At 64.7% G+C, this 13,784-nt stretch carries 13 protein-coding genes; all 13 read right to left on the reverse strand.

The window, feature by feature from the left end; genetic code table 11:
- Positions 1 to 60: 60 nt before the first annotated feature.
- Entirely contained in the window at positions 61 to 387 is a 327-nt protein-coding gene (locus B3361_RS20360; protein WP_154211462.1) for a hypothetical protein, read from the reverse strand.
- A complete protein-coding gene (locus B3361_RS20365; protein ID WP_286920336.1) occupies positions 384 to 1,307 on the reverse strand; it encodes an alpha/beta hydrolase in 924 nt (307 codons plus the stop codon). The genes B3361_RS20360 and B3361_RS20365 overlap by 4 nt, the downstream gene beginning before the upstream one ends.
- Entirely contained in the window at positions 1,279 to 2,598 is a 1,320-nt protein-coding gene (locus B3361_RS20370; RefSeq protein WP_154211460.1) for a flavohemoglobin expression-modulating QEGLA motif protein, read from the reverse strand. Before B3361_RS20370 ends, B3361_RS20365 begins: the two co-directional genes overlap by 29 nt.
- 93 nt (positions 2,599 to 2,691) lie before the next feature.
- The gene (locus tag B3361_RS20375) at positions 2,692 to 3,240 is read right to left on the reverse strand and encodes a hypothetical protein (protein WP_029888050.1); all 549 of its coding nucleotides are present in this window, start codon (positions 3,238 to 3,240) and stop codon (positions 2,692 to 2,694) included.
- A gap of 28 nt (positions 3,241 to 3,268) precedes the next feature.
- Complete coding sequence (locus B3361_RS20380; protein ID WP_029888049.1) at positions 3,269 to 3,985, reverse strand: TetR/AcrR family transcriptional regulator; 717 nt, start codon at positions 3,983 to 3,985, stop codon at positions 3,269 to 3,271.
- 150 nt (positions 3,986 to 4,135) lie between these two features.
- Complete coding sequence (gene lysS, locus B3361_RS20385; protein WP_009686998.1) at positions 4,136 to 5,638, reverse strand: lysine--tRNA ligase; 1,503 nt, start codon at positions 5,636 to 5,638, stop codon at positions 4,136 to 4,138.
- 92 nt (positions 5,639 to 5,730) lie between these two features.
- Positions 5,731 to 6,826, reverse strand: a protein-coding gene (prfB, locus tag B3361_RS20390; RefSeq protein ID WP_104148317.1) for a peptide chain release factor 2 whose coding sequence is annotated in 2 segments (ribosomal slippage) — positions 5,731 to 6,753 and positions 6,755 to 6,826 — 1,095 coding nt in all. Because the reading frame shifts where the segments join, the coding sequence is not laid out codon by codon here.
- 128 nt (positions 6,827 to 6,954) lie between these two features.
- Entirely contained in the window at positions 6,955 to 7,959 is a 1,005-nt protein-coding gene (wspR, locus tag B3361_RS20395) for a Wsp signal transduction system regulator diguanylate cyclase WspR (RefSeq protein ID WP_029888047.1), read from the reverse strand.
- Between the two features lie 51 nt (positions 7,960 to 8,010).
- Positions 8,011 to 9,024: a chemotaxis response regulator protein-glutamate methylesterase gene (locus tag B3361_RS20400; protein WP_054881192.1), complete on the reverse strand. Its 1,014-nt coding sequence runs from the start codon at positions 9,022 to 9,024 to the stop codon at positions 8,011 to 8,013.
- A complete protein-coding gene (locus B3361_RS20405; RefSeq protein WP_154211459.1) occupies positions 9,021 to 11,339 on the reverse strand; it encodes a hybrid sensor histidine kinase/response regulator in 2,319 nt (772 codons plus the stop codon). The genes B3361_RS20400 and B3361_RS20405 overlap by 4 nt, the downstream gene beginning before the upstream one ends.
- Positions 11,336 to 12,001 (reverse strand): chemotaxis protein CheW, encoded by a 666-nt coding sequence (locus B3361_RS20410; protein WP_178126183.1) that lies wholly within the window; start codon positions 11,999 to 12,001, stop codon positions 11,336 to 11,338. The genes B3361_RS20405 and B3361_RS20410 overlap by 4 nt, the downstream gene beginning before the upstream one ends.
- On the reverse strand, positions 11,998 to 13,278 hold the full coding sequence (locus B3361_RS20415; protein ID WP_154211458.1) for a CheR family methyltransferase: 1,281 nt from the start codon (positions 13,276 to 13,278) through the stop codon (positions 11,998 to 12,000). The genes B3361_RS20410 and B3361_RS20415 overlap by 4 nt, the downstream gene beginning before the upstream one ends.
- Positions 13,275 to 13,781, reverse strand: a complete 507-nt coding sequence (locus tag B3361_RS20420; RefSeq protein WP_029887717.1) for a chemotaxis protein CheW — start codon at positions 13,779 to 13,781, stop codon at positions 13,275 to 13,277. The genes B3361_RS20415 and B3361_RS20420 overlap by 4 nt, the downstream gene beginning before the upstream one ends.
- Positions 13,782 to 13,784 lie beyond the last annotated feature (3 nt).

The following is a 13,784-nucleotide window of genomic DNA, read 5'->3' on the forward strand; positions in this document are numbered from 1 at the left end:
GGCTGGCTGACAGAGAAAGCCCCGCGATCGACGCGGGGCTTTTTTTTGCTTCGCTGCCGCTCACTGTATCCGCTGCGGCGTTTCCTCACCCATGCAGCGCACTGCACGCTTGCGGTTGTCCACCAGCACGCCCGTCAGGCCTTTCTGCTGGGTATCGAACAGCACCAATACCCCGTCCAAGCACTGCGCCACTTGCGGTGCCGGGTCCAGCGAAACCTTGTAATCCTCGCCGGGGACGGTCTTGAGCATGGTGTAATCCTGCAGCAACAGGGCATCCTCGGGTTTGGCGAAATGCAGGTAGCCGTAGTACCACAAGGCGCCCACCGTCACGATGATGCTGCCCACACCCGTCAGGATCAGCGGGATGGCGTTGCGTTCTTCACTCATTGGCTGTTCTTCTCGTCAGGGTAATCCGGCACTTCGGCGAGCCGCCGCAGGCCGTTGAAATGGCTAGGGTCATCGAGGAAGCGCAACATCACCTGGCGCCATGTAGGGTCGGCGAAGGTCTGCACATGGCCACCTCGGGTCAGTTGCAGCACCCGTGGCGGTGGCGCGTGCTGATACAGGCGGATACCGTTTTCCAGCGGCACCAGGTCGTCATCGATGCTCTGGAAGAACAGCTTGGGCGGGCTGCGCAGTTGCTCGATCGAGCGGATCGCGCTGTCGCCGTCGGGCACCAGCCACGACAGTGGCACCTGCAATGGCCAGGTCATCCACGAGGTACTGAGGGCATAGCGCCCCACCGCCCGGTAGCTGGCCGGCACCCCGTCGAAAACCAGGGCAGCGAAGCGCTGGCGCTGCTCCGGGTGGCCTGCCAGGTAATGAATCGCCATGGCGCCGCCCAGGCTCTGCCCCAGCAACACCAGCGGCTTGCCCTTGGCCTCGGGCGCCTGGTCCAGCCAGGCCATGGCCGCGGCGATGTCCTGGTATACCTCTGGCAGGCTGGGTTTGCCCTCAGACAGGCCATAGCCGCGGTAGTCGACCATCAGCACCTGATAACCCTGCTCCGGCAGCCAGTAGCTACCACCCAGGTGCCCGGGCAGGTTGCCGCCGTTGCCGTGCAGGTGCAGCACCGTACCCTTGACCTCCACACCCGGCTTGGCCGGCAGCCACCAGCCGTTCAGACGAACGCCATCGGCAGTGGTCAGGGTGACATCACGGTACGCCAGCTTGGCCCGTTCAGGGGTGAACGCCTGCCCGCGCTCGGGGTAGAACAGCAGGCTGCTGCAGCCGGCCAGGGACAGCAGCACCAGCCCCAGCAGCAGCGGGCGGCAGGACTTAGAGAATATTCGCGTAGTCGGCTTCAATGCGATCCAGGCTCAGGTGGTTGAGGAAGTTGGAGAAGCACATCCAGGCCGACAGCGCGTTGAGGTCACGGAACTGTTCGGGCAAGTACTTGGGCGGCTCGACCAGCCCCTCCTCGACCAGTTGACGCAAAGTGCGCATGTCTTCCAGGGTGGTCTTGCCACAGAACAGCAGCGGTATCTGCTCGAGCTTGCCCTTCTTCACAGCCAACTGAATGTAGTTGTAAACCATGATGAAGCCCTTGAGGTAGGACAAGTCCTTGGTAAATGGCAGGCCGTTGGGCACCGAGCCGCGGAATACCCGGCTGGCGTTGCTGTAGCTTTGCCCCATCTCGAAGCCCTGCTCGCGGAAGAAGCCGTACACCTGCATGAAGTCGGCGCCCTCCTCGACCATGTGGATGGCACGGGTGCGGTTGGTGAGCTTGCGCAGGCGGCTGGGGTAGGAGGCAAAGGCAATCACCTCCATGAGGATGGCCAGGCCTTCCTGGGTCACCGTCGACGAGGGCGGGCCCTTGGCCAGGAAGGTGCAGATCGGCTGGTTCAGGCCATTGAGCGTGGTGCCGACGTGCACCAGCCCTTCGTGCACTTCCAGCGCCCGCACGTCACGGGCATTGAACATGGCATCGGCGCGCACTTTGATGTAGTCGGCACCGGCGGCGGCGTCAGCGACAATGCCGTCGGACTCGAACACACGGATGGTGCCTTCGGCTTCACCGAACACCGTGTTCAGGCGCCGCTGTAGGGTATCGACAGCCTCTTTGGCGGTCAGGTTCTTCGGTTCGTCCTTCAGGTCGCCGCGGCCATCGATGTTGTTCAGGTAGTCCGACAGCATCAGGCCGAGGTCGGCCAAGGTCGGGTCACCGGCATGAAAGGCGTCGGAAGCGGCGCCATACAACTCCTGGGAGATCAGGCCGAACTCCTCGGTGCCACGGGCTTCGAGCATGCGCACAACCATGCGGTACTCGCGGCACATGCGCTTCATGATCTGCCCAACGGGGTTGAACTGGCCTAGCTGGCGAATGATGTCGCGCTCGATCCCCTGGAACTCGGCCTTGACGGCGCTGGAGTCGAACGACAGGGGCCGCGACTGGTAATAGGCGCGGTCGACCGCTGGCGGCTCCTTGCCCTTGCCTTGCAGGAAGCCCTGCCGAATGCTGTCGTCCCACTTCACCGCATCCAGCACCCGAATCGGTGTTTGCGCCGCGACGATGCGGTCGGACAGGGCGCGGATGGTCTGCTGGTATTCGTCCACCGGGGACTCCTTTCTAGTACAGAAAACCTGTACCGGCCTCATCGCCGGCAAGCCAGCTCCCACAGGTTTATCACTGCCTTGGAGCCCTGTGCTGTACCTGTGGGAGCTGGCTTGCCGGCGATGAAGCCAGCACGGTCATTTGCCGGACCGCTGGAACCGGGCCACTTCAACGAACAGGTCCGAGTTGGCCGGGTCGTCCAGGTACGCCAGCACCCGCGCCGACGGGCTATCGATCAACACACCATCGCCGTTGCCTTCCGGCACCTCGGTACTGCGCCCGGTCAGTTCCTGTTTGTCCACTGCCTGCTGCACCTGCTCGACATCCAGGTTGTACAGCACCAGTTCCTTGCCATCGACGATATCGAAGCCGCCAATCAGGAAATTGCCGCCCAGGCGCTTGGGCACACCGGCCGACAGGTACCAGCGGTTACCGTGGCGCGACACCGTGAACATGTAGGCTTCCGGTGCCTTGCCTTTGGCCGTGGCGACCGCCTTGTAGGCATTGCCACTGCTGCGGGTGATGGTGAGCTTCAACGGCTCACCCCAGGCGTCCTTGCTGCTCCACTTGCCGAGCAAGGCCTTGGGCGCGGCCTGATTGCTGGGCAATGGCTCATGGAAGGTCACCAGACAACCGCCCAGCAGCAGGAATGACAAAGTCAACAACACCACACGCCAGGCTTTCATCAGGTTCTCCTTGAAAAGTCGGTCTCGCTCAGGCCGATGCCAGCACCAGTTGCAGGTATCGGGTAAGCATAGCGAGCATCTGCCCATCGGCTTGCGCATTGGCATCCTTGAGCAGGCCCTGATATTCCATCTGCTCGATAATCGCCGTCAACATTTGGGCGTCCTGTTCCGGTTGCCGCGAGCCGACCACCTGCAGCAATTGACGGGTGCCGTGCAGCAGGATCTGCTCGTGCGCACAGACCAGTTCCGCCAGGCGCGGGCACAGCAGCGCCTCTTGGCGGAACGCCTGTTCGGCCATCAGGAAGTCGCGGCGGTTCAGCAGTTGGCGCTGCACGTAGTCGGCGGTCATGCGTGCCACTTCGTCAGCCAGCCGTGCCCGCGCCTGCGGGCTGCCATCCCCTTGGGCCAGCAATTGGCGCAGCACCACCTCGGTGTTGGCCCACAGTTTGGCCATGTAGGCGGCGCTGCGTTCGACGTACTGGGCGAAGGTATCGGTGAGCAGGTCTTCGATGTCCTTGAAATAGTAGGTGGTGGCCGATAAAGGCACGCCGGCCTCGGCAGCCACCGCCCGGTGACGCACGCCGCGAACGCCATCGCGCACGACGATGCGCATGGCGGCATCGAGAATCTGCTGGCGACGCTGTTCGCTGCCTTGGCGGGCAGCTTTGCGGCCTTGGTATTGCACGCTTTCGGCGACGGCGGTGGCGATGCCGGCGGCGCCCTGGTGAGGGGTGGCGGGTGTCATAGGGGACCTCACGGAAGAAGCGGCAAGCTACAAGCGGCAAGCCACCAGAAAAAGCGGAATGCACGCGGACTGCCGTTTCTTGTAGCTTGCCGCTTATGGCTTGCCGCTCGCAAAGAAAAGCCGCCTGAAAAGGCGGCTCGTTCAGCTCACTCAGGCCTGCGGGCGCATGTGCGGGAACAGGATCACATCGCGGATCGACGGCGAGTTGGTCAGCAGCATCACCAGGCGGTCGATACCAATGCCTTCGCCCGCGGTCGGCGGCATGCCGTACTCCAGCGCGCGAACGAAGTCGGCGTCGTAGTGCATGGCTTCGTCGTCACCGGCGTCTTTCTCGGCCACCTGGGCCAGGAAGCGCTCGGCCTGGTCTTCGGCATCGTTGAGCTCGGAATAGGCGTTGGCGATTTCGCGGCCACCGATGAACAGCTCGAAACGGTCGGTCACGGCCGGGTTGTCGTCGTTGCGACGGGCCAGCGGCGACACCTCGAACGGATACTCGGTGATGAAGTGGGGCTGCTCCAGCTTGTGCTCGACCAGCTCTTCGAAAATCATCACCTGCAGCTTGCCCAGGCCTTCGTGGCCCAGCACCTTGGCACCGGCCTTCTTGGCGATGTCACGGGCGCGGTCGACGTCCTGCAGGTCGGCAGCGGTCAGCTCCGGGTTGTACTTGAGGATCGAGTCGAACACCGACAGGCGGGCGAACGGCTCGCCGAAGTGGAACACCTTGTCGCCGTACGGCACGTCGGTGCTGCCCAGAACCAGCTGCGCCAGCTCGCGGAACAGTTCCTCGGTGAGGTCCATGTTGTCGCGGTAGTCGGCGTAGGCCTGGTAGAACTCGAGCATGGTGAATTCCGGGTTGTGCCGGGTCGAAACACCTTCGTTACGGAAGTTGCGGTTGATCTCGAACACCTTCTCGAACCCGCCCACGACAAGCCGCTTGAGGTACAGCTCCGGTGCAATGCGCAGGAACATGGCCATGTCCAGGGCGTTGTGGTGGGTTTCGAACGGCTTGGCCGCAGCACCACCCGGGATGGTTTGCAGCATGGGCGTTTCGACTTCGAGGAAGTCACGCTCGATGAGGAACTTGCGAATGTGCGAGATCACCTGCGAGCGCACACGGAAGGTGTGGCGGGTTTCTTCGTTGACCATCAGGTCGACGTAGCGCTGGCGGTAGCGCTGCTCGGTATCGGTCAGGCCGTGGTGCTTGTCGGGCAGCGGGCGCAGCGACTTGGTCAGCAGGCGCACGTTGGTCATTTCGACGTACAGGTCGCCTTTGCCAGAGCGGGCCAGGGTGCCTTCGGCGCTGATGATGTCGCCCAGGTCCCAGGTTTTGACTGCGGCCAGGGTTTCTTCCGGCAGGGTCTTGCGGTTGACGTAGACCTGAATGCGGCCGGTCATGTCCTGGATCACCATGAACGAGCCACGGTTGAGCATGATGCGGCCCGCCACCTTGACCGGAATCGCAGCTGCTTCCAGCTCTTCCTTGGTCTTGTCCGCGTACTGCTTCTGCAGGTCGTTGCAGTAGCTGTCGCGACGGAAGTCATTGGGGAAGGCATTGCCCTTGGCACGCTCGGCGGCAAGTTTTTCCTTGCGCAGGGCGATCAGGGCATTCTCTTCCTGTTGCAGGTCTTGCGATTCGGTCTTGAGGTCGCTCATCTGGTCATTTTTTCCATCAGGTATTCGTTGCCCTTTTCGGGCAGGGCACGCGCCAGCGGCGGTTAGCCGATGGCGCGGCGGTGGAGTACGGCTTACAGGCCCTGCTTCAGGCTTGCTTCCAGGTACTGGTCGAGGTCGCCGTCCAGCACCTTCTGGCAGTCGCTGCGTTCCACGCCGGTACGCAGGTCCTTGATACGCGAGTCATCCAGCACGTAGGAGCGGATCTGGTGGCCCCAGCCGATGTCCGACTTGCTGTCTTCCAACGCCTGCGAGGCGGCGTTGCGCTTTTGCATTTCCAGCTCGTACAACTTGGCCCGCAGCATTTTCATGGCGGTGTCCTTGTTGGCGTGCTGCGAACGTTCGTTCTGGCACGCCACCACGGTGTTGGTCGGTACGTGGGTGATACGTACGGCCGAGTCGGTGGTGTTGACGTGCTGGCCACCGGCACCGGAGGAACGGTAGGTGTCGATGCGCAGGTCGGACGGATTGATCTCGATTTCGACCTTGTCGTCGATTTCTGGCGAAACGAACACCGCCGAGAACGAGGTGTGGCGACGGGCGCCGGAGTCGAACGGGCTCTTGCGCACCAGGCGGTGCACGCCGATTTCGGTGCGCAGCCAGCCAAAGGCGTACTCGCCCTTGATGTGCACGGTGGCGCCCTTGATACCGGCTACTTCACCTTCGGACAGTTCGATGATGGTGGCGTCGAAACCACGCTTGTCGGCCCAGCGCAGGTACATGCGCAGCAGGATGTTGGCCCAGTCCTGCGCCTCGGTACCGCCAGAGCCGGCCTGGATATCCAGGTAGGCGTTGTTCATGTCCATTTCGCCGCTGAACATGCGACGGAACTCAAGCTGAGCCAGGTTTTCTTCCAGGCCCTCCAGCTCGGTCACGACGTCGCCGACGGCGCCTTCGTCATTTTCCTCGACAGCCATGTCGAGCAAGTCCTGGCAGTCGCCCAGGCCGTTGGACAGCTTGTCCAGGGTCTCGACCACCTGTGCCAGCATGGCACGCTCGCGGCCCAGGGCCTGCGCGTACTCGGGCTTGTTCCAGACGTTGGGGTCTTCCAGCTCGCGGTTGACTTCGATCAGGCGGTCATGCTTTTGATCGTAGTCAAAGATACCCCCGAATTGACTGGGAACGCTCGGTGAGGTCCTTGATGGTGTTCAGGATCGGTTGGATTTCCATGGGCTGGCTACTCGCACGAATTCGGTGAAAAGCCTGCGAGTATAACCGAGTCCGCCGCAGGGCGGCAGACCCGCCGGGCGGTAGCCTGTACATGAGCTACCACGAGGGCCGGTGCTGTTATCGGCGCGTCAGGCAATGCCGACCTGGTTGCGCCCGCCATTCTTGGCCAGGTACAGGCCCTTGTCGGCCGCCGAGATCAGTTGCCGGCAATGGCTGCCGATACTCGGGGTCTGGGTGGCCAGGCCGATGCTCACGGTCAGAAACGCATCAGCCGCCGGTGCAGTGTGCGGGATCCCCAGGCCATGCACGGTCTGGCGCAGCTTTTCGGCCACCAGCCGTGCCCCGCCAGGCGAGGTGTTGGGCAGCACCAGGGCGAATTCCTCGCCGCCGTAACGCGCGGGCAGGTCACTGGGCCGCGAGCACGAGCCGCGGATCGACTCGGCCACCTGGCGCAGCGCCTCGTCACCGGCCAGGTGGCCGAAGCTGTCGTTGAAGGCCTTGAAGTAGTCCACGTCGATCATCAGCAGCGACAGTTGTTGCTGCTCGCGCATGGCCCGGCGCCACTCCAGTTCCAGGTATTCGTCGAAGTGCCGGCGGTTGGACAGCCCGGTCAGGCCATCGGAGTTCATCAGCCGCTGCAGCATCAGGTTTGAATCCAGCAGCTGCTGCTGGCTGACGCGCAGGGCGCGGTAGGCCTCGTCGCGCTGCAGCAGGGTCAGGTAGGAACGCGAGTGGTAGCGAATGCGCGCCACCAGTTCGATGGTGTCCGGCAGCTTGACCAGGTAATCATTGGCCCCGGCCGCAAACGCCGCACTCTTGACCAGAGGGTCTTCCTTGGTGGAGAGCACGATGATCGGAATGTCCTGGGTCGCCGGGTTGTTGCGGTACTCACGCACCAGGGTCAAGCCATCCAGGCCCGGCATGATCAGGTCCTGAAGGATGACCGTGGGCTTGATGCGCATGGCCTGGGCAACCGCCTGGTGGGGGTCGGCACAGAAGTGGAAGTCGATGTTGTCCTGGTTGGCCAACCCTCGCCTCACGGCCTCGCCGATCATGGCCTGATCGTCAACCAGCAGTACCATCGCCGCGTTTTCGTTGGTGGTCGCGAAACCTTCGATCGGTAAATCATCCATACATGGTCACCCGATCACTACCGGCGTGGCGGCGTGATTCAATACGTGTCGTCATTTTCCAAAAATTTCCGTCAAGCGCCCGGCGATGTGGTCCAGCGGGCGAATTTCCACGGCAGCATCAATGGCTGCGGCGGCCTTGGGCATGCCGTACACCGCACTGGTGGCCTGGTCCTGGGCAATGGTCAGGAAACCCTGCTGACGCATCAGCTTCAGGCCTTGGGCACCGTCGCGGCCCATGCCGGTGAGCAATACCCCCACCGCATCGCCGTGCCAGTGTTGGGCCACGCTCTCGAAAAACACATTGATCGACGGCCGGTAGATTTCATTCACCGGCTCGGCAGTGTAGGCCAGTTGGCCGTTCTTTAGCAGGCGGATATGGTGATTGGTGCCGGCCAGCAGCACCACGCCCGGCTGCGGCGGCTCGCCTTCACGGGCCAGCCGCACCTCCCGTTTGGCGGCGGTGCCGAGCCACTCGGCCATGCCTGCGGCAAATACCTGGTCCACATGCTGGACCAGCACGATGGCCGCCGGAAACGCCGGCGGCAAGCCTTTGAGCAACACCTCCAGGGCTGCCGGGCCACCGGCCGACGAACCAATCGCCACCAGGCCGCGACGCTGTGAAGCTTCGCGCAGCGGCAGCTCAACCGGGCGCGCAACCGGTGCACGCTGCTGGCCAATCAGCCAGCCGATATTGAGGATCTTGCGCAGCAGCGGGGCCGCCGCTTCGCGGGGATCACCCGCGCCCAGCGCTGGGGTGTCCACCACATCGAGCGCGCCATGGCCCATGGCCTCGAACACCCGGTGCACGTTCTGCTTGCGGTCGACCGTGACGACGACGATGGCACATGGGGTTTCGGCCATGATCCGCCGGGTCGCCTCCACGCCGTCCATCACCGGCATGATCAGGTCCATGAGGATCAGGTCCGGAAGCTGCTCGGTACAACGCTGCACTGCCTCGGCGCCATTGCTGGCGACCCACACCAGCTCGTGCGCGGGCTCAAGGGCGACTGCGCGGCGTAGGGCCTCGACCGCCATGGGCATGTCATTGACGATGGCGATCTTCATCCCTGAGCCCCTCCGATCAGTTCCACCACAGCATCCAGCAACGCGTCGTCGTGGAAACTGGCCTTTGCCAAATAGTAGTCGGCCCCAGCATCCAGGCCACGCCGCCGGTCTTCCTCACGGTCTTTGTAGGACACCACCATCACTGGCAAGCCTTGCAGGCGCTGGTCGCGCCGCACCAGGGTGACCAGTTCGATACCGTCCATGCGGGGCATGTCGATATCGGTGATCAGCAAATCGAAGTCTTCACTGCGCAAGGCGTTCCAGCCGTCCATGCCGTCTACCGCTACCGCCACGTCGTAGCCACGGTGGCTGAGCAGCTTGCGCTGCAGCTCGCGCACGGTCAGTGAATCGTCGACCACCAGGATGCGTTTGTGCGCCACCCCACGGGTGCCGCCGCTGCCGCGTTCGATACGCTCCAGGCTGCCGGTGCTCAGCAGTTTATCCACCGAGCGCAGCAGGTCTTCGACATCGACGATCAGCACCACTGAACCATCATCGAGCAAGGCACCCGAAGAAATGTCCTGCACCTTGCCCAGCCGTGGATCGAGCGGCATCACCACCAGCACGCGTTCGCCTACCAGGCGCTCCACGGCCACACCGTACAGTTGCTCGCGCTCACGGATCACCACGACCCGCAGGCTGCTGCCGTCGCTTTGCCCCAGCGGGCGGTTGAGCAACTGGCTGGCCGCCACCAGGCCGATGTGCCGGCCCTCGTGCCAGAAGTGCTGGCGGCCTTCGATCTGCACGATCTGCTCGGCGGTGACGTCCAGGGTGCGCTCGATATGCGCCAGCGGAAAAGCGTAAGCCTCGCCACCGACCTCGACGACCAGGCTACGCACCACGGACAGGGTCAACGGCACCTGCAGATGGAAGCGGCAGCCCTGCCCTGGCTGCTGGCTCAGCTCGATCGAGCCGCGCAGTTCGCGAATCATGTGTTGCACCGCATCCAGCCCGACGCCGCGCCCGGACACTTCGGTCACCTTGTCGCGCAGGCTGAAGCCGGGCAGGAACAGGAATGTCAGCAGTTCCGCTTCGCTCATGCGCGCCACGGTGTCGGCCGGCGACAGGGCGCGCTCGACGATACTGCCGCGCAGGCGCTCCAGGTCGATACCGGCGCCATCGTCGATCAGCTCCAGGCTGAGCATGCCAGCCTGGTGCGAGGCACGCAGGCGCACCAGCCCTTCCGCTGGCTTGCCCGCCAGCAGGCGCCGTTCCGGAAGTTCGATGCCGTGGTCCACGGCATTGCGCAACAGGTGGGTCAATGGCGCTTCAAGCTTTTCCAGCACATCACGGTCGACCTGGGTTTTTTCGCCCTCCACCACCAGCCGTACCGGCTTGCCCAGCGAACGGCCGAGGTCTCGGACCATGCGACTCTGCCCGGCCAGCACATCGGCGAATGGCCGCATGCGGCAGGCCAGGGCCGTGTCGTACAGCAACTGCGCACGCTGACTGGCCTGCCAGCCGAACTCATCGAGGTCGGCGGCCTGCTGTTGCAGGATCTGCTGGGTCTCGACCAGCAGGCGCTGGGTTTGCGCCAAGGCTTCGAGCACTTCACTGTTCTGGCCGCTGTCTTCCAGCTGCATGCGCACGCCGTCGAGCGCCTGCATCCCTTGGCCGTGCGTGCGTTTGAGGCGCTGCAGGGTGGCCAGGTAAGGCTTCAGGCGCTGGGTCTCCACCAGCGACTTGCTGGACAGGTCGAGCAGGCTGTTCAGGCGGTCGGCAGTGACCCGTAACACCCGTTCGCCTGCATCGCCGACGCGCTTGCCCACCTTGCGCCGCAGCGCTGGCTCGGGCTCGGGCTCAGGCTCGGCGTCGGGCTCTGACAGCTCACTGGGCAGCACCAACGGTGCCGGCGGCGGGCTGACCGACGGCGACGACGGCGATACGGCCACTGCCGCCACGGGCAGCGGCGGCACGCCGGCGCCGCCTGGGTCGAGCAGGCTGGCCATCTGCGCAAGAAACACCGGCAGGGTCGCCTGCGCTGCGCTGTCGCCCGGTGTGGCAATGCGCATCAGCAAGTCGGTCCCCTGCAACAGCGCATCGATATGCTCGGCATTCAACCTCAGGCGCCCCTCCTGGGCGGCTACCAGGCAATCCTCCATGACATGCGCGACGCTGACGCCCGCGTCCACGCCAACGATACGGGCGGCGCCCTTGAGCGAGTGGGCCGCGCGCATGCACGCCTCGAGCTGGTCAGCCTGGGTAGGGTTGCGCTCGAGTGCCATCAGGCCGGCGCTGAGCACCTGGGTCTGCGCTTCGGCCTCCAGGCTGAACAGCTCGAGCAACGAGGCGTCGCGCATTTGCTCTGGGGTCATGACAAGCTCCGCTGCACGGCAGCCAGTAAGTGTTGATCGTCCAGTACCCGCACGCTGCGCCCGCGCCATTGCAGCACCGCCGCGGTATAGCGGGTGGCGTCCTGGCCACTGCCCAGCAACAGCGGGTCGAGCCGGTGGATGCCGTCGATTTCCTCGACCGCCACCACCACCGGGCCGCCCTCGCTGGCCAGGATCAGCATGCGTGGCATCGCCCGGCCGCTGCGCTGCTCGGCAGCACCCGCCTGAACCCCCAGCAAGTCGGCCAATGACAGGCATGGCACCAGCGCCCCACGTACGTTGGCGACCCCCTGCAACACCCGCGAGCGCTGGTGCGGCAACGAATGCACGGCCTGCAACGGGGCGATTTCGGCCAGGCAGGCGGTCGCCAGCGCCAGCCATTCTTCACCCAGACGGAACAGCAACATGGAGCGACCCATGTGCTCTTGCAGCGGCTCACGCTCGGCCGCCGAGTGCTCCTGCGCCAATGCATAGCGGTCAAGCAGGCGGGTAGCCGCAGCGGCGTAGACTTCGCAGTTGCGGCAATGCACGTGCCGCTCCAGTAGCGGGCATTGCTTGTTGCCATGTACACCAATGCGGTTCCAGCAGTCGTCGATGAGCGCATCGTCATCGGCCAGCAGTTGCATCGCGGATTCACCGTTCACCGTTCAGACTCCCGCCCAGCCCGCGCCGCCCGCTCCTGCAGGCGCCGGGCCCCGGCCAGGTCACCCTGGGCCGCAAGCAGGGCCGCCAGGTGCAGCAACGCCTCGGGGTGTTGTGGCTCCAGATACAGCGCTTTGCGGTAGTGGGTCAGCGCTTGCTGTGCGTCGCCCTCGGTATCGCTGAGCAGCCCCAGCCAGTAATACACCTGCGCCGCCGGCGGGTACTGGCCCAGGTAGCGCTGGCATTCGTGGCGAGCCTGTGCGCTGGCGCCGGCATTGGCCAGCCGGGCGATGCCGGCCAGCAGTTCGCTGGGGCCCTCACCCGCAGCCTCGCGGGCCGGCGCTGGCCGGGCCACCACCGGCAGCGCACGCTGCGGCCGCGGCTCCGGCAAGGCCGGCTGCGAATACCCGGCAGGCCCGGCCCCCCGCCAACTGCGCCTGGCAGGTGCTGCCGCTGCCGCCGGCGCAGGCGCAGGCGTGCTGCTGCCTGGGTCTCGTACGTAGGCAAACGACTGGGCGATCCCCAGCGGGCGCATGCCCAGGCGCGCCAGCAGGCTGCCCTCGGCCGGACCGATGAACAGCACCCCCTGTGGGTGCAGCAGGCGCTTGAGCACTTCGAAGACGCGTTGCTGGGTCGGCACGTCGAAGTAGATCAGCAGGTTGCGACAGAACACGAAGTCATACAGGCCATCGCGGCTGGCCAGCAGCGGGTCGAGCACATTGCCTACCTGCAGGCTGACTTGCTGGCGTACCCGCTCGTGCAGGCGGTGGCCTTCGTCGACCACATCGAAGTAACGCTCGCGAAAACCCAGCTCGCTGCCGCGAAAGGCATTGCGGCCATACACGGCCTGCCCGGCCTTGGCCACCGAGCTGGGGCTGATGTCCATGCCATCGACCAGGAACGCCCCCGGCGCCATACCGGCATCAAACAAGGCCATGGCCAGCGAATAGGGCTCCTCGCCCGTCGAGCACGGCAGGCTGAGCAACCGCAGCGGCCGCGCGCCGTCCAGTTCGGCACGGCGCTTGTGCGCCAGGGCCGCCAGCGCGGTGAAGGACTCGGGGTACCGGAAGAACCAGGTCTCTGGCACGATCACCGCTTCGATCAGTGCCTGTTGCTCTTCACCGGACTGCTGCAGGCGCAGCCAGTAGTCGTCCAGATCGGCAGCGCCCACCGCTACGCTGCGCTGGCGCAGTGCACGCTCGACCATCGGCGTGCCGACAGACTCCACATCCAGGCCAATCCGCTCACGCAAGAAACGGAAAAAACGCTGTTCGGTCATGTCGGCCCCCCGGTCGGGCCCTGCGTGTACAGCAATGCGTGCACGGCGTCGGGCAGCAGGTCATTGACTTCGATGCGCTGCAGCATGCCAAAGGCATCCTGCCGCACCGGCCCCAGGTAAGGGGCTTCGCTGGTGTCTACACCATAGGGCTGGAACTCATCGGGCCGGCAGCGCAGGGTCTCGGTTGCCTGCTCCAGCACCAGCCCCAACTGCAGCCCAGCCCGGTAGTGCACCAGTACCAGCCGGGTGCTGGTGCGCTGCGCCGCCGGCTGGCCGAAGCTGAGCGCGGCCAGGTCGATGACGGGTATGAGCAGGCCACGGTGGGCCAGAATACCCGCCACCCAGGCTGGCGCCTGGGCAATCGGCTTGAGTGGCCGAAGTGGCAGCACTTCGACCACCTCGTGCACGCTCAGGGCAAAGCGTTGTTCCCTGATACGGAACTGCAGGTACAGCGCCCCCTTGGTGTTGCCCGGCTGTGCGGCCGGCGCTTGCGTGTCGGTCATCGC

Source organism: Pseudomonas sp. UBA6699 (assembly GCF_002454615.1).
Classification (GTDB): Bacteria; Pseudomonadota; Gammaproteobacteria; order Pseudomonadales; family Pseudomonadaceae; genus Aquipseudomonas; species Aquipseudomonas juntendi.